The organism is Actinokineospora sp. HUAS TT18, from assembly GCF_051364635.1.
Lineage (GTDB): Bacteria > Actinomycetota > Actinomycetes > Mycobacteriales > Pseudonocardiaceae > Actinokineospora.
The window spans coordinates 6204345-6229106 of the sequence record NZ_CP195645.1; the positions used below are offsets into that span (position 1 = coordinate 6204345).

The 24762-nt window shown below is 70.8% G+C and carries 20 protein-coding genes and 1 pseudogene; 11 read left to right on the forward strand and 10 right to left on the reverse strand.

What is annotated here, in order from left to right; genetic code table 11:
- Nucleotides 1-19 precede the first annotated feature (19 nt).
- The 8 genes and pseudogenes from ACSHT8_RS28865 to ACSHT8_RS28900 all read right to left on the reverse strand — a co-directional run bounded on the left by ACSHT8_RS28865 (nt 20) and on the right by ACSHT8_RS28900 (nt 6125).
- Nucleotides 20-916 (reverse strand): DUF7221 family queuine tRNA-ribosyltransferase-like protein, encoded by an 897-nt coding sequence (locus ACSHT8_RS28865; protein WP_436494255.1) that lies wholly within the window; start codon nt 914-916, stop codon nt 20-22.
- Complete coding sequence (locus tag ACSHT8_RS28870) at nt 913-1461, reverse strand: VUT family protein (RefSeq protein WP_436494257.1); 549 nt, start codon at nt 1459-1461, stop codon at nt 913-915. The genes ACSHT8_RS28865 and ACSHT8_RS28870 overlap by 4 nt, the downstream gene beginning before the upstream one ends.
- Nucleotides 1458-2378 carry a hypothetical protein gene (locus ACSHT8_RS28875; RefSeq protein ID WP_436494258.1) on the reverse strand — a complete coding sequence of 307 codons (921 nt, stop codon included), beginning with the start codon at nt 2376-2378 and terminating at the stop codon, nt 1458-1460. The genes ACSHT8_RS28870 and ACSHT8_RS28875 overlap by 4 nt, the downstream gene beginning before the upstream one ends.
- Nucleotides 2375-2596 (reverse strand): hypothetical protein, encoded by a 222-nt coding sequence (locus ACSHT8_RS28880; protein ID WP_436502256.1) that lies wholly within the window; start codon nt 2594-2596, stop codon nt 2375-2377. Before ACSHT8_RS28880 ends, ACSHT8_RS28875 begins: the two co-directional genes overlap by 4 nt.
- Before the next feature lie 146 nt (nt 2597-2742).
- The gene (locus ACSHT8_RS28885; protein WP_436502257.1) at nt 2743-3108 is read right to left on the reverse strand and encodes a hypothetical protein; all 366 of its coding nucleotides are present in this window, start codon (nt 3106-3108) and stop codon (nt 2743-2745) included.
- A gap of 166 nt (nt 3109-3274) precedes the next feature.
- Nucleotides 3275-3859, reverse strand: a pseudogene (locus ACSHT8_RS28890) (DNA cytosine methyltransferase); the annotation flags it as partial.
- Nucleotides 3856-5052, reverse strand: a complete 1197-nt coding sequence (locus ACSHT8_RS28895; RefSeq protein ID WP_436494260.1) for a TRM11 family SAM-dependent methyltransferase — start codon at nt 5050-5052, stop codon at nt 3856-3858. The pseudogene ACSHT8_RS28890 and the gene ACSHT8_RS28895, both read right to left, overlap by 4 nt.
- The gene (locus tag ACSHT8_RS28900) at nt 5049-6125 is read right to left on the reverse strand and encodes a hypothetical protein (RefSeq protein ID WP_436494262.1); all 1077 of its coding nucleotides are present in this window, start codon (nt 6123-6125) and stop codon (nt 5049-5051) included. Before ACSHT8_RS28900 ends, ACSHT8_RS28895 begins: the two co-directional genes overlap by 4 nt.
- A 549-nt stretch (nt 6126-6674) precedes the next feature.
- On the opposite strand from ACSHT8_RS28900, the gene ACSHT8_RS28905 reads away from it, so the two are divergent.
- From ACSHT8_RS28905 to ACSHT8_RS28940, 8 genes are all read left to right on the forward strand, one after another.
- The gene (locus tag ACSHT8_RS28905) at nt 6675-7730 is read left to right on the forward strand and encodes a hypothetical protein (protein ID WP_436494264.1); all 1056 of its coding nucleotides are present in this window, start codon (nt 6675-6677) and stop codon (nt 7728-7730) included.
- Nucleotides 7731-7885: 155 nt separating this feature from the next.
- Nucleotides 7886-8251: a pilin gene (locus ACSHT8_RS28910; protein WP_436494266.1), complete on the forward strand. Its 366-nt coding sequence runs from the start codon at nt 7886-7888 to the stop codon at nt 8249-8251.
- Between the two features lie 198 nt (nt 8252-8449).
- On the forward strand, nt 8450-10507 hold the full coding sequence (locus tag ACSHT8_RS28915) for a hypothetical protein (protein WP_436494267.1): 2058 nt from the start codon (nt 8450-8452) through the stop codon (nt 10505-10507).
- Nucleotides 10504-11766 (forward strand): PrgI family protein, encoded by a 1263-nt coding sequence (locus tag ACSHT8_RS28920; RefSeq protein ID WP_436494269.1) that lies wholly within the window; start codon nt 10504-10506, stop codon nt 11764-11766. Before ACSHT8_RS28915 ends, ACSHT8_RS28920 begins: the two co-directional genes overlap by 4 nt.
- Nucleotides 11766-13718, forward strand: a complete 1953-nt coding sequence (locus ACSHT8_RS28925; protein ID WP_436494270.1) for a VirB4 family type IV secretion system protein — start codon at nt 11766-11768, stop codon at nt 13716-13718. Before ACSHT8_RS28920 ends, ACSHT8_RS28925 begins: the two co-directional genes overlap by 1 nt.
- A gap of 57 nt (nt 13719-13775) precedes the next feature.
- Entirely contained in the window at nt 13776-16418 is a 2643-nt protein-coding gene (locus ACSHT8_RS28930; protein ID WP_436494272.1) for a helicase HerA domain-containing protein, read from the forward strand.
- Nucleotides 16419-16488: 70 nt separating this feature from the next.
- Nucleotides 16489-17559 carry a replication-relaxation family protein gene (locus ACSHT8_RS28935; protein ID WP_436494274.1) on the forward strand — a complete coding sequence of 357 codons (1071 nt, stop codon included), beginning with the start codon at nt 16489-16491 and terminating at the stop codon, nt 17557-17559.
- 7 nt (nt 17560-17566) lie between these two features.
- Entirely contained in the window at nt 17567-18538 is a 972-nt protein-coding gene (locus tag ACSHT8_RS28940; RefSeq protein ID WP_436494275.1) for an NlpC/P60 family protein, read from the forward strand.
- Here the strand turns inward: ACSHT8_RS28940 and ACSHT8_RS28945 are convergent.
- A complete protein-coding gene (locus ACSHT8_RS28945) occupies nt 18507-18860 on the reverse strand; it encodes a hypothetical protein (RefSeq protein ID WP_436494277.1) in 354 nt (117 codons plus the stop codon). The two genes, ACSHT8_RS28940 and ACSHT8_RS28945, sit on opposite strands and share 32 nt — an antisense overlap.
- Before the next feature lie 178 nt (nt 18861-19038).
- A complete protein-coding gene (locus tag ACSHT8_RS28950) occupies nt 19039-19788 on the reverse strand; it encodes a hypothetical protein (protein ID WP_436494279.1) in 750 nt (249 codons plus the stop codon).
- Between the two features lie 487 nt (nt 19789-20275).
- Between ACSHT8_RS28950 and ACSHT8_RS28955 the strand changes: the two genes are divergently transcribed.
- Genes ACSHT8_RS28955 through ACSHT8_RS28965 form a run of 3 tightly spaced genes read left to right on the forward strand, consistent with a single transcriptional unit; the run spans nt 20276 to nt 24761 of the window.
- Nucleotides 20276-21127, forward strand: a complete 852-nt coding sequence (locus ACSHT8_RS28955; RefSeq protein ID WP_436494280.1) for a TnsA-like heteromeric transposase endonuclease subunit — start codon at nt 20276-20278, stop codon at nt 21125-21127.
- On the forward strand, nt 21124-23460 hold the full coding sequence (locus ACSHT8_RS28960) for a hypothetical protein (protein ID WP_436494282.1): 2337 nt from the start codon (nt 21124-21126) through the stop codon (nt 23458-23460). Before ACSHT8_RS28955 ends, ACSHT8_RS28960 begins: the two co-directional genes overlap by 4 nt.
- A gap of 11 nt (nt 23461-23471) precedes the next feature.
- Entirely contained in the window at nt 23472-24761 is a 1290-nt protein-coding gene (locus tag ACSHT8_RS28965) for an AAA family ATPase (RefSeq protein ID WP_436494283.1), read from the forward strand.
- Nucleotide 24762 lies beyond the last annotated feature (1 nt).

Here is a 24762-nt window from a genome sequence, read left to right on the forward strand (position 1 = left end):
TCTCCAATTCCGTGAAGGGCTATGAGGCGCGCGAGTTCTGCGCGCGAGTGGCCGTCCGGCCTCCGGCCTGGCGCGGACGCGGCGAGCCAGGGCGGGTGCGTCCGTTTCTTTGGCCGCGTGCTCGCGGTCCCTTGCCGCGCGCGGAAGTCGGCCCGCGGTCGCGCTGGCGGCCGGGTTCTTCGGCGCGCAAGGAGGTCAGAAGCCGGGTGTGCCAGGCCAGCGCGAAGCGCAGGCAGTTGGATTCGCTGCGGTGGGTGGGCGTGCAGCCGGGCACATACCTGCCCCGGAAACTCCACGATGCCGAGTCACTGCTGGAGATCGCGTCGGCATATCGGCCCAGCCCGAGCACCTTCGCTCCGAAAGCGTGCAAGCGGTACCCGCGAGCCGACAGCGATCGCATGATCTGCTCGACTTCCGCGGTGTGCTGACGACGGCACACACTGCCCACCCCGACCAGCGGCAGCGCGGCGAGATCGACGCCATGTCGTTCGTAGAGATCGGCGCACCGGTTGTAGTCCGCAATGGACTGGCCTTGCAGTACGGGGATGATCGGCAGCTCGGGCGCGAGATCGCGCAGCCGTAGGTAGTTGGTGACGGTGCGGTTCTGGTGGACGCGCACCGTCGCGCCGGTGCGTGCCAGAACATGGCTCTCCGTCATGTGGTCCATTGGCGCGGCCCACGCGAGGTTGCTGATCTCGGTGGCGTAGCGGCGAAGCGCCGCGACGTAGCCGCGTTCGTCGATGCGCCACCGGCCGTGCATCGACAACTCCGTGAAGCCGCCGGAGTCGCACGCCCACGGCCCGGTCGCGCGCGGCAGGCTGCGCCGGTTGGCCAGCCTGCGGTGGGAGACCAGCAGAGGGACACCGAGATCGCGGGTGAGCCAGGACGGCTGATGGGTGCCCAGGTAGAACCTCATCGCGACACCGCCCGCCGAGCGAGCTTCGCCGCCAGTAATGCCGCGACGGTGAGCACGGTCGCGACCGTCTTGCCGAGGATCTGGCCGGGCACTGCGGCGAAGGACCCGAACGCCAGCGGCACGAACAGCAGGCTGTCGCTCACCAGTCCGACGATGTTCGAGCCGACGACCGCGCCCAGCCGTGACCGGTCCCGCATCCGGCCGTAGATGACCGAGTCGAGGCACTCGGACACGGCGAACGCGACGATGCTCGCGACGGCGATCTGCGGTGAGGCCAACGACCACGACAGCCACGCACCCACCGCGATCGCGGCGAGAACGCCCGGCGTGCCCAGGGCCTCGTGCAGCAGGTCTCGCAGCGTCAGCGTCACCCCGGCCCACAGCGTGCCGGCGGGCACGATCAGCGAGCCGACGAGCAGCGCCGCCCAGTGGGTGGAGGCCCAGTTCGCGATCACCACCGAGCCGACGTAGGCGGCCGACACCGCCAGCCCCGACCAGAGGAGTCCATGCCCTGCCTCTGCGCGTGAGCGCGGCAGCCCGGTCATGCCGCACGCTCCGCGGGGACTGGGTCGCCGGACCGGCACGACCACGGCGAGCAGCCGTCGGGATCGTCGTCCTCCACCGCTTTGGTGGAGACCAGCCGCAGGTGGCGCTTTCCGGGAGCGGGCGGGTCGAGGTCGACTTCGTCGAGCGGCTGACAAGACCGGTGCAGGAAGTACTGCCCGCGCAGTTCCTGGCCCTGCCGGGTGGCGTGCGGGTAGCCGTCGCGGATGGCGCGGTCGAACTCGACCGCTTCGGCCCAGCCGTCGGGGTCGTTGTCGCGGAGCCAGCGCCAGCCCGCGTTGCCGTGGAACGGGCATCCGACGCAGGCGCTTTTCACCGTCTCGCCGAACCCGCGTTCGGCGAGATAGTCGGCGCACCGGGCGCGGTCCCAGCCGAGGTCGATCAGCGGGAACACGTTGCGCAGGTATTTGACGCCGGAGTCCTTGGCGCGGGTGAACTCGTCGGTGCTGATGCCGATGGCCTGCTCCACGTACAGCCCGCGCGGCACCCGTCGCGGATGCGGGTAGCCGAGCAGTTCGCGCGCTGCCTTCTTCAGCGGCGAAATTTTGTACTCGCTAGTACATTGCCTGCGCGCCAAGCCGCGGCTGCCGTCGGGGTTGAGCACGTGCAGTGGCATCGACACGAACCGGTGGGCCGGGTCGAGCGCGTCGGCGCGGATGTTGCCCGCCGACACCGTGCGCACCGGAATGCCGAACTTTGCGGCGTGCGTACGCAGCCGGGCGAGGTTCGCGTACACCGCGCGTGGTTCCCAGCCGGTGTCGGCGAACAGCGCGACCTCGAAGCGCGGGATGACGCCCTCGCAGGCCAGCAGCAGGACGGCGCTGCTCTGGACTCCGGCGCCGAGCGAGAGGCATCGCAAGGCCGGACCGGTGTCGTGAGTGGAGGCTGGTGTGGTCATGCCGCGTTCGCCTCCTCTGCGTATCCGGAGGGCTCGGTGGAACCGGCGCCGAGGAGCGCGGCGAGGTCGGCGAGCAGCAACCCGACGGCGTACGTGGCCTGCTGCGGGACGACACCGTTGCCCAACGCACGAAGCTGCGCGGTGCGCGGCAGCGGAAGAGCCGTCACCCAGCCCGGCTCGAGCCCTTGGAGCCATTCGACGAAGGCCGGGGCCAACACGGGACGCCCATGGACACCCGGTTGCGTGGGAAACGGCGCCGGTCGCCCGAGCACCTGTTCCCAGCGCCGAACGGCCGGCGCGTAGTCGCCCCAGTCCACCTCGGGATGCACGGCTGCTGGCGAGGTGAGATCCGGGTCGGCGACGGCTACGAGATGCCGCCGCCCGCTTCCGGGACGAGCAGGCGCATCACCGCCGAGGGCAGCATCAGGTCGCCCTTGCTGCCCCGCTGCGCCGGACAGCCCTTCGACCCGTCGGTCGCCCGCGGCGTCGGCAGGAACGCCTCGGGGTCCACCAGCGGCAGCACCTGCTGCGACAGCGGCGGCCGGAATCCCGCGCCCGCCCGGCGTCCTGCCGTGCCCGTGTCCGAGGCCCTCGGCGTTGGCAGCAGCCGCGCCTCGTCGGGCAGCGACGGACCACCACCCTGCGTCCTGTGAGTGCAGTTCTTCGCATCCGAGGCGGTCGGCGTGGGCAGCAGCTTCATCACCGCGTCCACCGCGTCGTGCAGATTCACTTGATGCCCGCCAGCGCGACGCCGCACCGGGTCCGCCGGACCGCGGTTGTCGCCGTCGCGCGCCTGCGGGGTCGGCAGCATCCGGGGAGGAAGCGAAGCGGGGCCAGGCGAGCAGGAACACCCGTTCTCTGCGGTGTGCCGCGCCGATGTCGGCGGCGCGGACACTACGCCAGAGCGCGTCATACCCCGCTTCGGCCAGGTCGCCGAGTACACGGTGGAGACCTCCGTTGCGCCAGCGAAGCGCGGCGACGTTCTCCACGACGAGCAGCGCGGGTCGTAGTACGCGAACGCCCGCCACGATGTCTGTCCACAGTCCACTGCGATGGCCCTTCTCGATACCCACGCGTCGCCCGGCGGCGGAGATGTCCTGACACGGGAACCCGGCCGTCAGGACGTCGACCGGCTCGACGTTCGTCCAGTCGATGGCACGGACGTCGCCGAGGTTGGGGATGCCCGGCATCCGGGCGGCGAGGATCGCGGCGATGTGCGGGTCAGGGTCGGCGCACCAGGCCAGCCGACCCCCGCCGAGTGCGGCGATCACCCCGAGGTCCAGTCCGCCATAGCCGGTGCAGACCGACCCGACGACAGGTCCGGGGCTCGCGCCGACCGACACGTTCTGCCGTACTTCGTCCGGCACGGTCTGCGCGGTGGCCGCCCGCACCGCCCCCGCCGCCGTCGTGGTGACGGCGACGAGGGCGGGGGCGGAGTTGCGCCCCGACCGGGCTCGGGTGCGGGGTGGCGGGGTGGTCATGCCGCCCAGCTCTCCGACACACCCGACTCGCCGCTCGGGTTCTCGGCGTGCCGCGTTCGACCGGTGAGGAACCGTCGGGAATCCTGGCGTTCCGTCGAGATTCCTGAAGCCGCCGAGCGGCGCAGGGCCGTGCGGAAAATCAGCACGTCCTCATGGCTGATGAGGTGCAGCGGCAGCCCGGCTTCGCGCTGTTTGCGGATGAAGTCGCGCTGGAAGAAGCTGCCGCGCGCGACGAGGTCGTGCTCGGCTGCCCGCGCCAGCAGCGCGACGCAGCGTTCGACCGGGATCAGGCCGGCGTGCAGTCCGCAGGCCAGGATCTGCGAGGGCAGGTCGATCAGTTCGGCGTGTTCGCGCCAGGGCCGGATGGTGATGGCGATGTGCCCGCCTGGCTTCAGGAACGGCACCAGTCCGGCGAGGATGCGGGTGAACCCGGCCAGCAGCCGGTGGTGCCCGATGTTGGCGAGGTTTCCGCGGTCGAGGGTGTTGCCGTAGAGGTGGTGGTACTTCTGCACCCCCGCGCCCGGCGCGACCGAGACCTGCCCATGCGTGGACGGCCCGTACGGAGGTGAGGTGACCACCAGCGCCGCCTGCCCGGCGTACTCCGGCGGGAGCAGTGACGCGATCTGGCGGGCGTCGCCGTGGAACACCCGGCCCTCGTGCTCCACCCCGGCGTCGTGGGCGAGCGCGAGGTTGGCGCGGGCGACGTCGACCCAGTGGGGCTCGTACTCGATCCCGACCGCGCGGCGCCCGGCGTGCAGAGCTTCGACGAGGGTGGTGCCGATCCCGCACATCGGGTCGAGCACCAGGTCGCCCGGCTCGGTGTAGTGGGCGATCGCGTGCGTCGCGACGGCCGGGAGCATCTTCGCGGGGTGCGCGGTCGACTCGGGCGTGTAGCGGCCCTTGCGCTGGGCGGCCGGTGAGGTCTGCGCGGTCGTCCACACCGACACCGCAACGTCTTCGGCCGAGTCGTCGGCGACCTGCTCGGGCGGTGTACCGGTGGTGCCGTCGAGGTCGTCGATGAGCGCGCGCGGGACGCGCTGGGTCGGCTCGTCCACCGGGTTCTCCTCACGGGCCGGGGCCGGGTTGGTAGCTGCCTTGGACAGGGCGCGCGGGAAGCGGTCGTCGGCCACGGGCGTGCCTTCCTGGCGGTGGTCTCCGGGCTGGGCGGGGTTCGGCACCTGGGCGTGGGTCATCGGATGACTCCGCTCTCGAGTGCTGCGTCCGCCGGGCTCACGCGAGGCGGCTCGTAGTCGTGCGGCTGGGCGAAGACGAGGACGTCGGAGTGGATCCGCCGATGCGGTGCGGGCAGCCCGCGCACGACCGCGCGGTGTCGAGCCCGGGCCTCGTTCCCGGCCGTCGGACCGTCGGGCTCGGTGAGGGATTCGGCGTCGAACCGGCCGCCGCGCACCGGCGCGTGCAGGGCCACGATGTGCTGCAGGTAGAGCAGGTCGGCGTTCTGCGCGGAGGCCACGACCGCGCCGGTCGGGTCGATCAGCTCACCGGCGGGCCAGTCACAGTGAGTGAGAACTACGAGGATGCCGCCGACCCGCAGCAGTCGCGCCGCGACCAACGCCACGAGGTCGCTGGACTGGTCGCCGCCGTGCTCGGGGCGCAGGCTCGTGATGATCAGGTCGGTGTCCGCCGGCGCGTCCTCGGCACCGTCGAACACCCCGTCGCCGATGCCCGTCCGCACCGACGGGAAGGCGGTCACGGCCGAGCGATCGGCGTCGCCGACAAGGTCCGCCCAGAACGGTCGCGCACCCGGACCGGTGGCGGTCGGGTCCACCGCGACGCGCACCACGCGGCCGGTCCGGTCAAGCGCCTCGACGGCGGCGAGCGCGTCGGCCAGCGCGTGGTCCGGCTCGGTTGCCGGGGCGTGGTCGATCACTCCGTCCGCGCCAATCGACGCGAGCGGCGTACGGCTGCCGGAGGTCGGCCAGGGCAGCAGGGCGACCCGCCCGCCGGACTCGCTGAACGAGCTGACGATCTTGCTGACGATAGGTTCCGGCCAGGCCGTGTCGAGCTCGATCGGAGCCGGGCCGGCCGTCCAGACCGTCGCCGGGGTGGGCGTCGCCGTGGACCCGCGCGACCGGGAGCGAGTGCTCGCCGAACCGGGCTTGGCGGGACTGACCCTGGTGGTGGTCGACGCGGTCGGATAGGGGCGGCGATCCCCGCCTCGGCGGGTGCCGGAGCGGGTGCTCGCTGGGCGAGTCGTGTCACCGCGCCGCTTCGGTCCGCGGCTCGTGGGGCGGTCGGACTGGGTCATGGAATCCTCGCAGAACCTCTGGGGTGCGCGCCGCGATACGTGGCGCTCTGTGACACCCCCCGACTCCGAAAAACGACCCACTTTTCCAGGGCTGTTACCTAATCTTTATCGTCAATATTCGGCGCGATTCGGGGTCGAATAATGCACATGAGGCTCGCGCGCGCGTGCTCGCGTAGAGCTTGTGTCGAGCCGTCCGTCGCGCGGGCTCCACAATTTTTCGGCAACCTCAACGCGCGACGACAGTCCGGGCCGCCTCGCGGCCTGACCCTCGCCCCGTGGGCCTATTACCGGATCGCCACCAAAACGCCACCAAAACACTGTTACTACAGCTCAGGGCCTATTACCGACGATCAACAAATGATCTTGTCTGACCTTCGCGGCGGGCGCTGCTCCAGGCTGTAGATGATCTTTGTGGCGCTTGGAGGCGGCTGTTCAAGATCATCGGTGGCGCTTTGGAGGCCATTTGGTGGCGGTTTCGTGGCGTTTTGGTGGACCTGATTTGGCTTCCTTGCGTGGTCACTGTTTCCCGGACCACGCAAAGGAGCCGTCATGGCCCCGAATCGCATATTCCGCCGCACGTCTTTCGAGCGTGACTCGCTTCCGCTGGATTCCGCGCGGACGGCGTTCGAGTGGTTGGTCACCGGGCCGAGCCCGGTCTCCATCGAGGGCTGGCTCTTCCCCGGTCTGCCCCGGCGGCGGGTACCCCTGGACGAGCTGCGGGACCTGCTTCTCGACGCCAACCTTCCGATGTCCACCGTGGACCCGATCTGGGTCCACCTGGTCACCCGTTCTCGCGACGAGGGCGGAACCTGGACCGTCGCGTGCGTCGGCGTCGCGCTGCCCGCGCTGTTCGCCATTGCCGCCGAGTTGTCCGCGCCGTACGCCGACGACCACCGCGACATCCACGCCGCGATTCTGACCGGCTTCCTGTCCGAGCTGGCGAGCATCGACCTCGCCAGGCCGTGGGTCATGTGGCGGCTGCGCTGCGCGGGCCTGCGCGCGGGACACCTCTTCATTCGCGAGGCACTCGACCGCCCGATGCCCACCGATGAGGATTTCCACTCCAGCGAACCCACCCCGCCGTGGGGGCACCCGGACTTCGTCCTCGCCCGCGCCGTCGCCGACGGGGCGATCACCGGCGACGAGGCCGAACTGATCGGCTCCACTCGCCTCGAGGACTACACACTCACTGCCGCTGCGGCCGACCGCGGCGTCAAGGTCACCGCCCTGCACTGGGTCCGCAGCCGGGCCGAAGCGCGCCTGCTCGCCTGGCTCACCGACCAGGCGCCGCACGACGACCCCGCCGACCGCCGCGAGCGCGACGTGGAGATCCGCGCGGTGAACGCCACAGCCATCACCGCCGCCGCGAGCGACGCCAGCCGTGCCCCGCGCCGACCGACCCGGAAGTCGCGCACGGTGACCAGGATCGGCGGAAAGTCGTTGGTCACGGTTCGGTCACGCGCCTGGAAAAAGGCCCCCGAATCCGGAGTCGAGGGCTGCGGGAGGACCCCAGCCGCTCCCGCGCACACCACCTCGCTCGACCGCTCGACCGGAACACCCCGGCAGCTGTCGAGCACGACTCCGGAGGTGCCGCGATGCGCCTGACCCATTCGCCCGTCCGCCGCCGGCCAGACCGTCGCAGCAGCGACCGTCGGCCTCGCCGTGGACCCGTCCTCCTCCCGCTCGGAGCGGCTCGCCGAGCCCGCCGGGCTACCTCCTGCACCTCCCGGCCGACCACTCCTGCGTACACCACACCTCGGATGTCTTCCCTGCCGACCGGCCGTCGTCGGACCACACTTCGGCGGAACCTCGCTCTGCTCACCGGCGTGACCGTCGTCGCGCTGTTCGTGCCCGCCTCGGCCGCGCACGCGGACACCGTGGTGGTCGCCCTGGCCGGATCTGTTGATCAGGTTCTGACCAACATCCGCAACTGGGTGATGGGCATCCTCGCCGGCTTGGCGACCGTCTTCCTGTCCATCGGCGGGGTGCGCCGGGTGATGGGCGGCGGCGATCCCGGCGAGCAGGAGAAGGCCAAGGAGTGCTTCAAGGCCGCCGCTATCGGCTACGGCCTAGCCGCGCTCGCACCCCTGGTCGTCACCGTGCTCCAGGGCATCGTGGGGGCCTGAGTCATGTCCACGACCAGGCCCGCCCGTCGCCGGACATCGACCGCTCCGACCGTCCACAGCCTGCGCTCCGACGAGCCCGCACCGGCTCGCCCAGAGGCCACCGGCGCCAGCCGGGAACTGCTCGCGCCTCCGGCCGCGAGCACGCGGCGTGCCAGTGGCCGGCGCACCCGGCCTGGACGATGGGTTCGGCGACTGCGCATGACGCGGAGCCGAGCGCTGGTGATGCTGGCGCTGAGCCTGGTCGTCCTGCTCGGCGGCACCCTTGCCGTCAGCGCCGCCGCAACCCCCGGCGGTCCGGCCGCCGCCCAGCCCGCGCCGCCCCCGCCCCTGCCGCTGCCGACCGTCGACCCGTGCACACCGGACTCGCCGTTGCCGGTCTGCCATCTGCCCGCGCCCACGACCACTCCGCCGCTCACCGGCGTCCCGCTGCCGATCCCGACTGGGCCGAGCACGCCGGTGACGTGCTTCCCCGGTTCGCTGCAGTACGAGTGCACGCACCCGTCCACCACGCCGGCTCCTCCCCCGTGCACGGGGGAGGGCTGCATCCCACAACCGCCGACCTCGGCACCGCCGACCAATCCCGGTACCGGCCAGCCCGGCAGCGGTGACGACGGCGAGGCCGACTGCGGGATCACCGACATCGGCGGCTGCATCACCAACGCGATCAACGCGTTCTTCCGGGGCATCGTCACCGCCGCGCTAAACCCGCTCTTGGACCTGTTGTCCAAGACGCTGCTGACCACTCCGACGCCCGACTCGCTGCCGCGGATCGGGGAGCTGTGGACCAACTCCTGGCAGATCCTGCTCGCCTGCTACGGGATGTTGATCCTCATCGCCGGGATCCTGGTGATGGGCTACCAGACCCTGCAGACCCGGCACTCGATCAAGGAGATCGCGCCCCGGATCGTGGTCGGGTTCCTCGCCGGAGCCCTGTCGTTGTGGGTGGCGACCAAGGGCATCCAGATCGCCAACGGACTGGCCCAGGCGGTGATGGGCGGCGGCCTGGACGCCAGCTCGGCCGGCGAGACGTTGAAGAACCTCGTCCTCGGGTCGCTCAACGGCGGGATCTTCATCATCTTCATCGGCATCTTCCTCGCCGGGATGCTGATCGTCCTGCTGGTCACCTACGTCGTCCGGGTCGCGCTGACGGTGATCCTGATCGCCGGGGCGCCGATCGCGCTGATGTTCCACGCGCTCCCACAGACCGAGGGCATCGCGAAGTGGTGGTGGAAAGCGTTCGGTGGCTGCCTGGCCATCCAGGTCGTGCAGTCGCTGACGTTGATCACCGCGATGAAGGTGTTCCTCGCGCCCGGCGGGTTCACCTTGTTCGGCCCGACCGTCAGCGGGTTGGTCAACCTGCTCGTCGCGCTCGCGCTGATGTACATCCTGTTCAAGATCCCGTTCTGGGTGCTGTCCTCGGTCAAGGGCAGCGGCGGTCGTTCGATCCTTGGCTCGATCGTGCGCGGCTTCATCGCCTACAAGACCTTCGGCCTGCTCGGTGGCCGAGGCGGCGGTGGCCGCAAGCCACGCCCATCCGGCGGCGGTGGCGGTCGCGGAGGCAACGGGGGCGGCAGTCGAGGACCAACGGACCCCTACACCCACACCCGCACCACTGCCGACGGCCAGTACGTGCTGCCGCTGGCCGGTGTGCGCCGCAGCCGCCCGGCCGCCAAGCCCAAGCCCGCTCCCGCGCCGAAACCGAAGGCCGGGCAGGGCCGCCAGCTGGCACTGCCACTCGGAGACGACTGGCCGGAGAACAAGCCGGTCCTCGGGCGCGACGGCCAGTACCGGTTGCCGCTGGACGCCGAGCGCGTCAAGCCGACGCCGCCTCCGGCATCGCCCAACCAGCCGGGCGGTCGGCGTCGGGGCGGGCAGCAGCTGGAGCTGCCGTTCGACCCGTACAAGGGCAACCGGCCGACGCGCTCCGGGCAGTACCCGCTGCCACTGGACGGGGTGCGCCGCACCCCGCGCCCGTCGAGCCCGCCGCCTCCGGCCGCACCCCCGGCTCGAGCGCGCGGCACTCAGATGGAGCTGCCCTTCGACCCGTACAAGGGCAACCGGGCCACCCGCTCCGGGCAGTACCCGCTCCCGCTGGACGGAGTGCGCCGCACGCCGCGCCCGTCGACCCCGCCACCGGCGACGCCACCACCGCGACCGGCCTCGCCCGCCGGGCAGCAGCTCCGGCTCCCGCTGGACCTGCCGAAACCAGCGCGGCGTCCCTCGCCGCCACCACCCAAGCCCGGAGGTAAATCGTGACTTCGCCTGTTCGCATTCCCGCCGACGTCGACATAGCCGACAAAGTGATCGGCCCGTTGACCGCCCGCCAACTGGCGATCCTCGCGGTGACCGGCCTGGTGCTCTACGCCGGGTGGACCACCACTCGAGCGGTTGTGCCGCTCCCGGTGTTCCTCGCGCTGGCTATCCCTGTCGGGGTGAGCGCGGCCGTTATCGCGCTCGGTCAGCGCGATGGGATCTCGATGGACCGGCTGCTGGTCGCCGCGATCCGGCAACGCATGGGACCGCGCCACCGGGTCGCCGCCCCCGAAGGCGTTCGCCCCGCACCGGAATGGCTGACCAGCCAGACCGCCGCCACGAGTGCGAGCCGGACGGCTGGCAAGGGCAAGTCGGCCAAAGCCAAGAGCAAGGCGGCGGTGCCCGAGCAGATTTCGCCGTCGGCGTTGCGGCTGCCTGCCGAGGCGGTCACCGACACCGGCGTGGTCGACCTGGGCACTGACGGCCTGGCCGTCGTCGCGGTCGCCTCGACGGTGAACTTCGCGCTGCGGACACCGTCCGAGCAGGAGTCCCTGGTCGCCAGTTTCGGCCGCTACCTGCACAGCCTGACCGCCCCGGTGCAGGTGCTGGTGCGCACCGAACGGCTCGACTTGTCCGGCCAGATCGCCGAGCTGCGGGCTCGCGCGGGCGGCTTGCCGCACCCGGCGCTGGAAGCCGCCGCCGTCGAGCACGCCGACTACCTGGTGCAGCTCGGCGAGCAGACCGACCTGCTGCGGCGCCAGGTGTTGCTGATCTTGCGCGAGCCGATGGGTGCCGCCGAGCCGACTGACGGGCTCGGCGGCCCCGGCCCGCTGGCGGTGCTGTCCTCGCTGACCCGCGGCAAACGCCGCGCGACGGCCGAGACCACACAGGCGAGCGCCGGGGCACGGCGGGCGGCGGAGTCACGGCTGGTGCGCCGCCTCAGCGAGGCGATCGAACTGCTCGCGCCCGCCGGGATCGTCGTGACCCCGCTGGACGCCGGGCAGGCCACCGCCGTGCTCGCCTCCGCGTGCAACCCCGACACCCTGCTGCCGCCCTCGGCGGCCCTCGCTGGCGCCGACGAAGTCATCACCACCGCCGGCGGCACCGACCTGGCCGACGACGACCTCGCGGACACCGGCTTCTGGCCGGAGGACGGCCGTGCCGCGGTCGACCAGGACGAGTACGGCCCGGACGACGGCGAGGCCGACGACTGGGACTACGAGGACGAAGACGACGACTACCCGGAGAGGGGGCGGTTGTGATGACCACCCGAACGCGGCGCGGCCAGCGCCGTCCCAGCACCCGGCCCGCCGCGCACCACCGGGCAGCCGCCTTCACGCCGGACGCCCTGTCCGTCGGCGCTCGGCATCTCGAGGTCGGCAACGAGTGGGTGTCCAGCTTCGCCGTGACCGGGTTCCCGCGTGAGGTACACCCCGGCTGGCTCGCGCCCTTGCTGACCTACCCCGGCCGGTTGGACGTCGCGCTGCATGTCGAGCCGATCGACCCGGCCACCGCCGCTGCGCGGCTGAAGAAGCAGCTCGCCAAACTCGAGTCGGGTCGGCGGCATACCGCCGAGCACGGCCGCCTCTACGACCCGCAGGTCGAAGCCGCCACCGAGGACGCCTACGACCTGTCCTCCCGCGTGGCGCGCGGTGAAGGCAAGCTGTTCCGCGTCGGGCTGTACCTCACCATCCACGCCCCGTCCGAGCGGGCGCTGGCCGACGAGGTGGCCGCGCTGCGCTCGCTGGCGGCGAGCCTGCTGCTGGACGCCAAGCACACCACCTACCGGTCACTGCAGGGCTGGGTGTCGACCCTGCCGATGGGCCTGGACCTGATCGGGATGCGCCGCACCTTCGACACAAGTGCGCTCTCGGCGGCGTTCCCGTTCACCTCGCCCGACCTGCCCGCGGCCGACCCGACCTCGGTGGCCGCGCCGTCCGGGGTGCTCTACGGCTACAACGTCGGATCGCAGGGGTTGGTGCATTGGGATCGTTTCGGCGAGGGGATGCACAACCACAACTCCGTCATTTTGGGCAGGAGTGGGGCGGGCAAGTCCTACCTGGTCAAGCTCGAACTCCTGCGCAGCCTGTACCGGGGCATCGAGATCGCGGTCGTCGACCCGGAGGACGAGTACGCCCGCCTGGCCGCCGCCGTGGGCGGCACCTACGTCCATCTCGGCGCCACGGGCGTCCGGCTCAACCCGTTCGACCTGCCCATCCACACCCGCTCCGACGGCCGCCGCACCGCGCCGAAAGACGCCCTCGTGCGGCGGTCGCTGTTCCTGCACACCGTCATCGCGGTGCTCGTCGGCAGCGAGCTGGAGGCCGCCGAGCGGGCCGCGCTGGACCGGGGCATCGCCGCGACCTACCAGTCGGTGGGGATCACCGCCGACGCCCGCACCTGGACTCGTCCCTCACCGACCTTGCGGACCTTGCGCGACCAGCTGGCCACCGCGGGCCAGGCCGGCGACCGGGCCGCCTCCGAGCTCGCCGCGAGGCTGCACCCGTTCGTCGAGGGCGCGTTCAAGCAGCTATTCGACGGCCCGACGACCACCAATCCCGAGGGCCATTTGGTGGTGTTCAGCCTGCGGGACCTGCCCGACGAGCTGAAAGCCATCGGCACGCTGCTCACTCTGGATGCGGTGTGGCGGCGGGTGTCCAATCCCGCGATTCGCCGTCCGCGCTTGGTGGTCGTGGACGAGGCGTGGCTGCTGATGAAGGAGAAGTCGGGCGCGGAGTTCCTGTTCCGGATGGCCAAAGCCTCCCGGAAACACTGGGCGGGTTTGACGGTCGCGACCCAGGACACCGCCGACGTTCTCGGTAACGATCTCGGCAAAGCCGTGGTGGCCAACGCGGCGACCCAGGTCTTGCTGCGGCAAGCGTCGCAGGCCATCGACGAGATCACCCAGACCTTCGATTTGTCGGCCGGGGAACGGCAATTCCTGCTGTCGGCGGACCGAGGTCAGGGATTGCTGTCTGCGGGCACCCAGCGCGTCGCGTTCCAAAGTATTGCCTCGCCCACAGAGCACTACCTCGTCACCAGTAATCCGGCCGAACTCGCCGGATACGCCGCGGACGTCGACCCCGGCGAGGCCGACGCAGAGGAGCAGTCCTTCGTGGACCTGGGCTTCGCCAGCGAGCAGGCGTATGCGGCTGAGGGCGATGAGTTCGGTTCGTTCGGTGCTGATGACGACATCGAACTCGACGCTACCTGACGCTGGCCGTCCCTTTTCTTGATTGCGCATTTCCTACATTTATTGGAAGGACCTGTAATGCTTTCCTGGATACCGGCTGCCCTCAACCAGCCCGAGCTGTCCCATGCGCTGGCTGCTCACGGAATCGTGCGGACGGGCCTGGCGAATGGGTGGCTCGGGGACTACCTGCGCGACCCCGGCGGCGCGCTGCTCAGGCTGCTGGGTCACCTGCGGGACTGGGCGATCACCTGGGGGCCGATCGTCGGCCCGGTGCTCGCAGTCGGCATCGCGGGCTTCGTCATTGGCCGGCGCCGGTGGGCGAGGCGCTGCCACGCGAGGCTTCTCGCCGACGCCCGCCAGATCACCGTGCTCGCCCCGCCCACCGCCGATCCCGCGGGCGGCGCGGCCTTGTGGTCCAACCTCGTCGGGCTGCTGCGCCCGGCCTGGCGCCGATGGTTCACCGGGCAGCCCCATGTGGCCTGCGAGTACACGTTCTCCGAGGCAGGGGTCGGCATCCGGCTGTGGGTGCCCGGCGTGATCCCACCCGGTCTGGTCGAACGCGCCATCGAAGCCGCCTGGCCCGGCTCACACACGCGGGTCCGCACCGCCGACCCGCCCCTGCCACCGCCAAACTCCGAACAGCGGCGGCTGGTCGTCGGCGGCGAACTCCGCCTCGCCCGCTCCGAAGCGCTGCCGATCCGCACCGACTTCGACGCCGACCCGCTCCGTGCCCTGATCGGCGCCCCGGTCGGGCTCGGCCGCGACGAGTACGCCTGCGTCCAGATCCTCGCCCGCCCGGTCACCGGCCGCCGGGTCGCCCAGGCCCGGCGCTCCGCGCGGCGGGTGCACACCGGCAGTTCCACCCGCGTGGTCGGTCGCCTGCTCGATCTGATCACCCCCGGCGTGAAGTCCGGTTCCGCCCGGCGTACGGCGAAGTCCGGGGCGCTGCACAGCGATCCGCAGACCTCGCTCGAGTACGCGGCGCAGAACCGCGCCATCGTCGCCAAACAGCGCGGCTCGCAGTACGAGACGGTCATCCGCTACGCCGTCGCCACCCTCCTGCCCGCCGCCGCCGCCGAGACCGAGGTCCGCCAAGCGCGGGATGTCGCCCGCGGCCGGGCACACGCACTGGCCGCGAGCTTCGCCTCCTACACCGAGCACAACCACTACACCCGCCACCGCGTCCGCCACCCCGGCCCCGTGCTGGCCGACCGGCGCCTCGGCAAGGGCGACCTGCTGTCCGTGGCCGAACTGGCGGCGCTGGCGCACCTGCCGACCGACGAGGCGATCCCCGGCGTGCAGCGTGCCGGCGCCCGCGCCATCTCCCCGCCACCGGGCATCGCCACGCCCGGCCCCGAGGCCAAGCCGCTCGGCGTCACCGACACCGGACACGAACGCCCCGTGGCGCTGCGCGTCCCGGACGCGCGACACCACCTGCACGTCATCGGCGCGACCGGCTCCGGCAAGTCCACCTTGCTGGGCAACATGATCCTCGCCGACGCCGAAGCCGGGCGCGGGATCGTGCTGATCGACCCCAAGGGCGACCTCGTCACCGACATGCTCTCCCGCCTGCCTCGCTCGGTAGCGGATCGTGTCGTGATCTTCGACGCCGACTCCAAGTCCCGGCCACCGTGCCTTAACCCGCTGGACGGCGGGGAAACCGACCTGACCGTCGACAACCTCGTCTCAGTGTTCCGGCGCGTCTACAGCGCCTTCTGGGGTCCGCGCACCGACGACGTGATGCGCGCCGCCTGCCTGACCCTGCGCACCCAGGAAGGCGTCGCCACCCTCGCCGATCTACCCAAGCTGCTGGCCGATCCCGCCTTCCGATCACGGGTCACCGCCGGGATCACCGACCCGGTGCTGCGGGGGTTCTGGTCCTGGTACGAGGAACTCACCGACTCCTCCCGCAGCCAGGTGATCAGCCCGCTGATGAACAAGCTGCGGGCGTTCCTGCTGCGGCCGTTCGTGCGCGACGCCATCGCGGGCGGACATTCCACAGTGGACATGGCGGAGGTGCTCGACGGCGGGATCTGCCTGGTGCGCATCCCCAAAGGCTCGCTGGGCGAGGAAACCACCCGGCTGGTCGGGTCGCTGGTGGTCGCACGGACCTGGCAGGCGACCACCGCCCGTGCGCGCACGCCGCAACGCCAACGCCGGGACGCGTCGATGGTGATCGACGAATGTCACAACTTCTTGAATTTGCCCTACCCGATCGAGGACATGCTGGCCGAGGCGCGGGGCTTCCGGGTCGCGATGACCTTGGCGCATCAGCATCTTGGCCAGCTTCCGCGTGAGTTGCGGGAAGGCATGTCCACCAACGCTCGCAGCAAGATCTTCTTCAACGCCTCCCCGGAGGACTCTCGCGAGCTATCCCGGCACACCGCGCCCCGTCTGTCCGATCACGACTTGGCGCACCTGGGCGTCTACCACGCCGCCGTACGGCTTGTGCTCAACGGGGAAGAGGCACAGCCGTTCACCATGCGCACCCAGCCGCTTCCTCGTGCGATTCCCGGCCGCGCAAGGGAAATCCGCGGTATCGCCCGTCGTGCCTTGCGCAACCGAGTTCCTGGTGCCACCGCGTCCGGTGCGCAGGCGCCAGCCCGGCCTCCGCAGCGGCCCGTCGGGACCGCAGGGCAGACGCGGCCAACCAGCGGCGATCGCCGGGGCCAGTCCGGCGTCCGGGCGCGGAGCGCCGACCCGCGCCGCCAGCAGTCCTGACTCGACTTGGCCGCACCCGCAAAGACGGGCGGAAGTCCTTTTAGCACACCACTTTCCGGAGGTTCGCGTCATGATTACCAATCCCACCAGGCAGCGCGCTCTTCGAGGCCATAAGGCGACGCGGCCAACGCCGCGCGCGGCGAACAACGCCGATCACCAGGCGGTGCTGGCGTGGCGGCTGACCCCGCGTGATCGGTGGATCATCCGGATGTTGCACGAGCACCGCGTGCTCACCTCCCACCAGATCACCGCGCTCGCGTTCCCGTCGTTCCGATCGGGTCGGATGCGGTTGCGGGAACTGTTCCAGTGGGGCGTGGTGGACCGGTTCCAGCCGTTCATCTCGGTCGGCACCGCGCCGATGCACTACGTCCTCGCGCCCGCCGGGGCAGCGGTGCTGGCCGCCGAGGACGGTCTGGACGTCAAGGAACTCGGCTACCGCCACGACCGCGCCTTCGGGGTGGCCCACTCGCTGCGGCTCGCGCACACCGTCGGTGTCGCCGAGTGGTTCACCGCCCTGGTTGACCGCGCTCGCCACAGTGGCGCCGACGAGCACAGCACGCTCGGTGCGTGGTGGTCGGAGGCCCGCTGCGCGCGGCACTTCGGGGATCTGATCAAGCCCGACGCCTACGGCCGGTGGGCCAGCGCCGACAGGGAGATCGAGTTCTTCCTCGAGTACGACTTCGGCACCGAAGTCCTGGCCAAACTCGCCGGGAAACTGGCCGGCTACGCCGCACTCGCCGAAGCCACCGGAATCACCACTCCGCTACTGGTGTGGTTGCCGACCTCGCGGCGCGAGACCACAGCCCGCAAGCTGCTGGCGCGGGCCTGGCGCGAGCTCGACAACCCGCGCTCGGTCCCGGTCGCCACCGCCGCGGCCGAACTGCTCAACCCCGAGGCAGCGCACCCGAGTCCCGCCGACGAGGTCTGGCTGCCCCTGGACACCACCAGCGGTAACGCGGCAAGCACCCGGCGGGAGTTGCACCGGTTGCTCGACGCCTGGCCGCTCGTCCCGCCACCCAGCACCGACGCGGGCAGCGAGTCGGCTCTCGGACCGGACTCGACGCTGGCGCAGATGACCCCGGCGCCCGCGCCGATGCCGCCGGCCGCCATCTCACGCGGGCCAAGCACAGGCAGGCGGTGAGCACCCGATGATCCTGAAAGTCGGCGCCATCGTGATCGGCGTGATCCTCTTCATCCCGACGTTGATCGGGAACGGGGTGTCCGGCGCGATCTCGGCCCTATTCGGTAGTGGCGGAAGTCAGCCCAGCGCGACCGCGCTGGCCGACATCCCCGCCGACTACCTCGCGCTGTACCGCGCGGCGGCCGGGGTATGTCCAGGGCTGGACTGGTCGATTCTGGCCGCCATCGGCAAGATCGAGTCCAACCACGGCCGGTCCACCCTTCCGGGCGTGCACAGCGGGGAGAATGGCTATGGGGCAGGCGGGCCGATGCAGTTCAAGACCGCCACCTTCGACGGAGTGCTTGCCCGCCACGAGATCCCGGCCGGCGGCGCCACCCCACCCTCGCGCTACAACCCGCACGACGCCATCTACGCCGCCGCCTACATGCTCTGCGACGACGGAGTGCGGCGAGGTGATCTCCACGCGGCGATCTTCGCCTACAACCACGCAGACTGGTACGTCAAACAGGTACTCGACCAAGCCAAGCAATACGCCGACGCCGCCGCGACGGTCGGCACAGGCGACTGCAACGCCATCCAGGCCACCAACGCGGTCGCGGTGGCCGCGATCAACTACGCCTGCGGGCAGAGAGGACTTCCGTACGTCTGGGGCGGGAACGGACCCGATGGCGGGCACGCGGGCTTCGACTGTTCGGGCCTGACGAAGGCGGCCTACGCCGCCGCCGGAGTAACCCTGCCACGCACCGCCCAGACCCAGTTCAACGCTGGCCCCCATGTTCCGGCCGGACAGCCGCTGTTGCCGGGTGACCTCGTTTTCTACGGCACACCCAGCAATATCCACCACGTAGGTCTCTACATTGGTGGAGGTTCCATGGTGGACGCACCGGACTTCGGACAGGTTGTGAAGGTGCAACCCTACCGGTACAAGGGAGATGACTACGCAGGTGCTACGCGTCCCGCCGGTTCCGTTGCGGCGTAACGGAGTCTACGTCGCCAACACCGGAACCGATCATAGCAGAGAACGGTCGGCCGTCGCTGTCGACGAGCAGGATCCGCTGGGTGAACAGCGGGGGCGTGGTGGCGTCGAGTGCAACAATGTTGTGGTAGCTGGCCAGTTCGAAGAGCGCGTGGGTCACCTCGCGGATCGTGGTGCGATCCGGGTCGGCCTCGACGGACAGACCCTCGACCCGAATCTCCAGCACCCGCTGCTGTGGCAGCACAGTGATCACGGTGCGTACGTACTCCGGGATTCCGCCGTCGTTGCGCAACTCGGCGATGTCGTCGGCCAGCCGTACTGCCACAGCTTCCACGGTGTAGCCGAGTCCGACTCCGGCTCGCGCGCCCCACAACACAAAACAATCCACTGTGGACTCAAAAGGGGTCATGGCAAGATTCCTCCGGCCAGCCGGATCCGCTGTGCGGTGGCAGGTCGCCTACCGCACGGCGGATCCGGCTGGCCAATGTGCGAAGGTGGACGGGCTACTTTCCGCGCTGCGCGCGGAGTTCCGTTCGCAGATCACCCAATGTGCGCCCGTCGGATGCGCGCCGGAACGCGCTCCAGCCGTTCTGGTGGTTGCCACCCAGTGCGGTGGTGGCACCGGACGGGTTGGCGAACACCCGGCCGTCGGCGAGGATGAGGGTGCCGTCGACCCGGATGCGGGCGGTGTGCCGGACACCGAGGTTGCGGCGGTTCCAGACCAGTTCCTCGCCCGCCGTGACCAGCCCGGCGTCCAGTAGCTCGGCGATGCCGCCACGCGCCCACTTGATCAGCGGCGGCGAAGTCGACGGCGGCGGGGTCTCCGACCAGATCGCCGCCTCGGTGGCGTCGCCGTGCAGGCCCATGACGGCGGCGGCGGTCGGCGCGATGAGGCTCGGCCAGCCGTCGTCAAGCCCGCGCCACTGACCGACACGCTGCCAACGTCCCTGGTATGCCAGCAGCATCTCGACATCGGTGGCGTGATCGCGGGCCAACGGGTAGGTCGGGTCGGCCGGGTGGGACAGGCGCAGGACGAGGTCGCCGTCGTACAAGCTGTCGGCCGGGGGCTGTTGGGGCACCCAGTTGCCCGCGAACAACGCCACCTCGCCCGCGCGGTCGGGGTCGGCGTCGCTGATGATGTCGACCGCCGTCACGAGCATCGCCCACACGTCGTCGGGGCATCGCATCGGCGGCGTGGCGAACGCCGGGGCGAGGATCATCGTGTCCGGCGGCAACCCCTCCCACGCCCGCATCGTCGCCTCGTCGTGCGGCTGTGACGCCCCGGCGGTTGCGGTGGTGTGATCGGGTTGGGGGTCCGGTTGTGATGCGTCTACGGCCGCGTCGGCGGCCAGTTCGGGTGGTTCGTGAATGTCGTGGTCGGTGGTCATTGCCTATGCGCCCCTTCGGTTTCCAACGTTCTGGCCGGGAGGCCGACGTGTATGGACGCTTCGTGATCGCGTGGTTGTCAACGCGCGTGTGCGCCACCGGGGCGAAGTCGACCCATGTGGCGCAATGAAATCCCCGCTCCGCGCCACTGTGACTACAAGCGACAGTTGTCACCCACGAGCCATCGCCAGCTGGCGTTCTGCTCGCAGGTTCCAGCGGTGCTTGTCACCGGGTACTGGTCCTACTTGTCACCTGGTCCCGGAACAGGCGTAGTTGTCACAAGATCGAGTGAAGTCCTGTGGGCTTCGCGCGTCGGTACACCGAGCGGGGCGCGCTGCTGACTTGGATGGCGCGGTGAACGCGAGCGGACCCGGTCGGGTCGACCTGCTGGGTACGGCGTTGTGGTCGCACCGCTGTGGCTGGGACGAGTTGGCCGAGCAGGACACCACCTTCACCGAGGCCCATGGAGTGCTGGACCTGTGTCCGGAGTGGACCCGGCGGTGGTCGGTGACGTGGCGGTACGCGGGCGACGAGGTCACCGCGCCGGTACGGGATCTCGCGTCTATGCCGGTGACGGGGTGTGAGCCGGTCCGGCGGTTCTCATGGAACCGCAAGCAGCGGCATCGGCCAGGGTTGCAGTACCTGGTGAGCACCGATCGATTGCACGGCTGCGAGTCGATGGAAGAAGCCAGGCTGCTGTTGGTGCTGGACTTCGCCGCCGGGCTGGGCGAGGTGATCTCCCAGCCGTTCCGGCTGCGGTTTTTGGCGCGGGATGGGGAGCGGGAGCATGTGCCGGACTTCCTGGCCTACACCCGGACCGGACGCTGGTTGATCGACGTGCGCCCGGCGGCGCGGGTCGGTGAGCGCGACAGGGTGGCGTTCGCCGCGTCGGCGGAGGTGGCGTTGCTGCACGGCTGGCGGTACGTGGTGGTCGCGGGCTGGAAGCCGCACGTGCTGTCCACGGTGGACACGTTGTCGGCGCAGCGGCGCCCGCTGACCGACCGGCTGGGCTTGGTGGAGGTGCTGCTTGCCGTCGCGGCCGAGAAGCCTCGCCCGTTTGGCGAGCTGGCGGAGTTGACCGTGGCGCCGCCGATCGCGCGGGCCTACTTGCTGCACCTGCTGTGGCACCGCCGAATCGGCATGGACCTGACCACGCCGCTGGGCGATGCCGCCCTGGTGACCTACGCCGAGAGCGAGCCGCAGTGACCGCCGCGTTCATGAGTTTGGACCTGAGTCCGGGCGCGATTGTGGTGCTGGACGGCACGGAGTGGACCGTCGAGCGGGCCGAGCCCCAGCTCGGGCAGGTGATGCTGGTAACGGCGGGCGGGGAACGAATGCGGGCGACGTTCCGCTTTCTGATGCACCATCCGTCCTGCCGACAATCCAGCAAATCGGCCACACGGATGGCCTCGGGCCGAGGACGCCAGGAGGCCGGCGAGGGCGACCTGACCCCGCACCAGCGGGAGCTGGTCAGGCTGCGGATGGCGCACCTGCTGGAGGTGGAGACCGGTTTCCGCAGCGGCAGCCCGCTGCGACCAGAACCGGGTGAGCCCAAGCTTTGCTACGACCCGGCGACCACCACGCTGACGCAGCGGCGGCAGGCGAAGGTGGCTGAACTCGCGGCGCTCGATCATGACCAGGCTCGCCTGCTGGGCTTGCATCAGGTCGGCTACCGCACCTTGATCCGCTGGGAGACACGGCGGCGCCAGCTGGGGCCGATCGGCTGCGCCGATGATCGGTGGCTGCGCGCGGGCGGCGGGCATCCCTGCATCAACGAGCAGGTCCGCGAGGCGATCCACGCGGTGCACCAAGAGTCCCTGCACCGGTCGCGGTTGTCCATGCGCACCAAGGAACACATGGTGCACCAGTTCGTCCGCGAGCAGCACGGCCCGGAGGCGGTCGCGGCGATCCCCAGCTACGAGACGCTGCGGCTGGTCTGGCGGGAGTGGTTCGGAGCTGGCGGCGGCAGGCAGCGCTACGTCCGCTCGGCCGCGTTGGTCACCAGCGGCGAGCATGTGGTGGTGCACCGGCCCGGTCAGGTCGTCGCGCTGGACACGACCATCCTGCCGGTCAAGGTGCGCGAGACGGTGTTCGGCGATCCGGTGTCGGTGCACCTGACGCTCGCGTTGGACGTCTACACGCACTCGCTTTCCGCGTTCCGGCTCACGATGGTGTCCGACAGCGCGGTCGACGTCGCGATGCTGCTGCGAGACGTCACGATGCCGCTGCCGATGCGCCCGGACTGGGGCGAGGAGCTGGAATGGCCCTACCCAGGGTTGCCGGCTGCGGTGGTCGCGGAGTTCGCCGGACACCGGGTCGCCGGGCTGCCGTTCTTCACCCCGGAGACGATCACCACCGACCACGGCTCGGTCTATCGCAACCATCACCTGGTCGAGGTCCAGCGGGTGCTGGGCGCGAACATCCTGCCCGCGAGGGTGCTGCGGCCCACCGACAAGCAAGCCGTCGAGCGCGCCTTCGGCGGGATTCGCAGTTTGCTGTTCGAGCATCTCCTCGGCTACTCGGGCGTGGATGTCGCCGACCGCGGCGCCGATCCCGAGGCCGACGCGGTGCTCACCATCGACCAGATGGAGAACCTGATCGCGACCTGGATCGTCGGGATTTGGCAACATCGCAGGCTCGGCGAGCACGCCCCGTGCTGGGACCCGGCCGGTGATCACAGCCCGAACACGCTGTTCGCCGCCGCGCTGGCCCAGGGTGGCTTCGCGATGGAGATCCCCGCCCCGGAGCTCTACTACCGGCTGCTGCCCGCGCACTACGTGGCCATCCACGGCCAGCGCGGGGTGAAGATCCGCGGACTCTGGTACGACGGGCCGGCGCTGGAGCCCTACCGGCATGAGCCCTCCGGGCGCGGCGGTCGGCACAAAGGGCGCTGGGTCATCCGCCGCGACCCGCGCGACGCGCGCACGGTGTTCTTCCAAGATCCCGGCACGCACGCCTGGCACACGCTGCGCTGGACCGGCCTGCCGCCCGAGGGCGAGGTCCCGTCCTTCAGCGACGCCCGCGTCCGCGACCTGCTGGCCGCCGCCCGGCAAGCGGGTCTGAAACCCCGCACCGACGCCGAGTTGTTGCCGCTGCTGCTGGAGCTGATCGGTGCGCACATCCCGGTCGCGGCCTGGCCAACGATGCCCAAGGCCGCCCGCACCGAGCACGCCCGCGAGGTCACCCAGGCCGCTGCCGCGGTGGCCGACCGCGCCAGTGTCTGCCCGGTGCACGCCGTTGACGACACCGGCGCACCACAGCCGCGGCGGCCACGAGCACCCCGCCCGGTCACCGCGTCCAAGCCCGCGACCGGTGACACACCCGCCGCGGGCTGGACCGAGCGCGCCCGCGCCGGGCACCAGGCCGTCGACGCTGACCGGCGCCGCCGCCGCGAGGAGGCCGTGGCGGCCGGGCCGGTCAGCCCGCCACCGCGGCTGGGGGAGGCGTTCCGCCGACGTTCGCTGTTCCTGCTGGCCGACAACGACCCCGACGACAACTTCGGCGACATCCCTGCCGAGCACCCGGAAAGCGCCTCGTGACACCGCACCCCATGACGCAAAACAGCGGCGAGCAGCAGCCGGCCACCCCGTCGGTCCTGCCTGGCCCGGTCACCGACCGCGAGACCGTCGAGGGCTGGCGGCAGTGGCGGCTGACCCGCCACTGTTTCCAGCCAGCGCCCCGACTGAGCGTGGCCGACTACCGCACGTTGAGTCCGCGCCAGCGGGCCTTGCACGACCTGCACCGCGCGGCCACCCACGCCAACCTGCCGTTGCAGGAAACCCCGATGAGCGCTGCGGTCGCCAGGTTGATGCGGTCCCGGTTGCAGACCAACGCGCTCAAGCACAAGCCGACCACCCGGGCCGGCCTGATGATCACCGGCGGTGGTTACCAGGGCAAGACCGAGACCGCCTGCGAGATCGCCGCCGCGTTCGAGGACGCCTGGCTGGACCTGCACCACCAGCTCAACCCGACCGCGATCCTGGGCACCCGCGACCTGCACGCCCCGGTCGCCTACATCCAGACCCCGGTCACCGCCAAACCGAAGAGCACCTGCCAGGCGATCCTGGACTTCTTCGGCGCCGACCACAAACGCATGACCCTGCCGCAGCTCACCCGGGCGGTCCGCACCTCGCTGCGCGACCACGGCAACCGGGTGCTGCTGCTGGACGACATCACCCGGCTGAAGATGCACCGCGCCGACGACCAGGACACCCTCGACCTGATGCGCGCCTTCATGAGCATGCACACCACACTCGTGTTGATCGGCGTCAACATCCCCGGCTCCGGCCTGCTACGGGAAGGCCGCCATGACCCGCGCACCGGCCAGTGGGTGTTCCCGCCACCCTCCGGCGCGGCGGCCAGCACTATGGCCGGCGACGACCCGGCCACCCAGACCGAGCGGCGCTTCGACCTGATCCACCTCGAGCCGTTCCGCTACGACACGCCCCACGGCATCGCCGCCTGGACCGCCCACTTGGTCGGGCTGGAGGAACACCTGCGGCTGTTTCACGCCCGTCGCGGGATGCTCACCGGCGGCACCATGCCCGAGTACCTGTTCCGCCGCACGGGCGGTGTCGTCGGCCTGCTGGAGCGCCTGATCGAGGAAGGCTGCGCCGAGGCGGTGGAGACCGGACTGGAGAAGCTGACCGAGGATCTGCTGGACACCATCTTGATCAATCTCGGCAACGATCCCGCCCGCGACGCCGCTGCAGGGGAGATCCCCCAGGTTCCCCCGCCGACCACACGGGCCGCGCCCCCGGCCAAGCGCAAGGCCCGCAACACTGTCTTCGACGACACCGGCATCCCGGCCAGCGGCCGGGCCGCCGGTCAGGGCGCATGAC

Coding starts and splice junctions, on each gene's coding strand:
- ACSHT8_RS28865 (WP_436494255.1), bottom strand. CDS start 916: ATGAGGTTCTACCTGGGCACCCATCAGCCGTCCTGGCTCACCCGCGAT.
- ACSHT8_RS28870 (WP_436494257.1), bottom strand. CDS start 1,461: ATGACCGGGCTGCCGCGCTCACGCGCAGAGGCAGGGCATGGACTCCTC.
- ACSHT8_RS28875 (WP_436494258.1), bottom strand. CDS start 2,378: ATGACCACACCAGCCTCCACTCACGACACCGGTCCGGCCTTGCGATGC.
- ACSHT8_RS28895 (WP_436494260.1), bottom strand. CDS start 5,052: ATGACCCACGCCCAGGTGCCGAACCCCGCCCAGCCCGGAGACCACCGC.
- ACSHT8_RS28900 (WP_436494262.1), bottom strand. CDS start 6,125: ATGACCCAGTCCGACCGCCCCACGAGCCGCGGACCGAAGCGGCGCGGT.
- ACSHT8_RS28905 (WP_436494264.1), top strand. CDS start 6,675: ATGGCCCCGAATCGCATATTCCGCCGCACGTCTTTCGAGCGTGACTCG.
- ACSHT8_RS28910 (WP_436494266.1), top strand. CDS start 7,886: ATGTCTTCCCTGCCGACCGGCCGTCGTCGGACCACACTTCGGCGGAAC.
- ACSHT8_RS28915 (WP_436494267.1), top strand. CDS start 8,450: ATGACGCGGAGCCGAGCGCTGGTGATGCTGGCGCTGAGCCTGGTCGTC.
- ACSHT8_RS28925 (WP_436494270.1), top strand. CDS start 11,766: ATGACCACCCGAACGCGGCGCGGCCAGCGCCGTCCCAGCACCCGGCCC.
- ACSHT8_RS28930 (WP_436494272.1), top strand. CDS start 13,776: ATGCTTTCCTGGATACCGGCTGCCCTCAACCAGCCCGAGCTGTCCCAT.
- ACSHT8_RS28935 (WP_436494274.1), top strand. CDS start 16,489: ATGATTACCAATCCCACCAGGCAGCGCGCTCTTCGAGGCCATAAGGCG.
- ACSHT8_RS28940 (WP_436494275.1), top strand. CDS start 17,567: ATGATCCTGAAAGTCGGCGCCATCGTGATCGGCGTGATCCTCTTCATC.
- ACSHT8_RS28950 (WP_436494279.1), bottom strand. CDS start 19,788: ATGCGGGCGTGGGAGGGGTTGCCGCCGGACACGATGATCCTCGCCCCG.
- ACSHT8_RS28965 (WP_436494283.1), top strand. CDS start 23,472: ATGACGCAAAACAGCGGCGAGCAGCAGCCGGCCACCCCGTCGGTCCTG.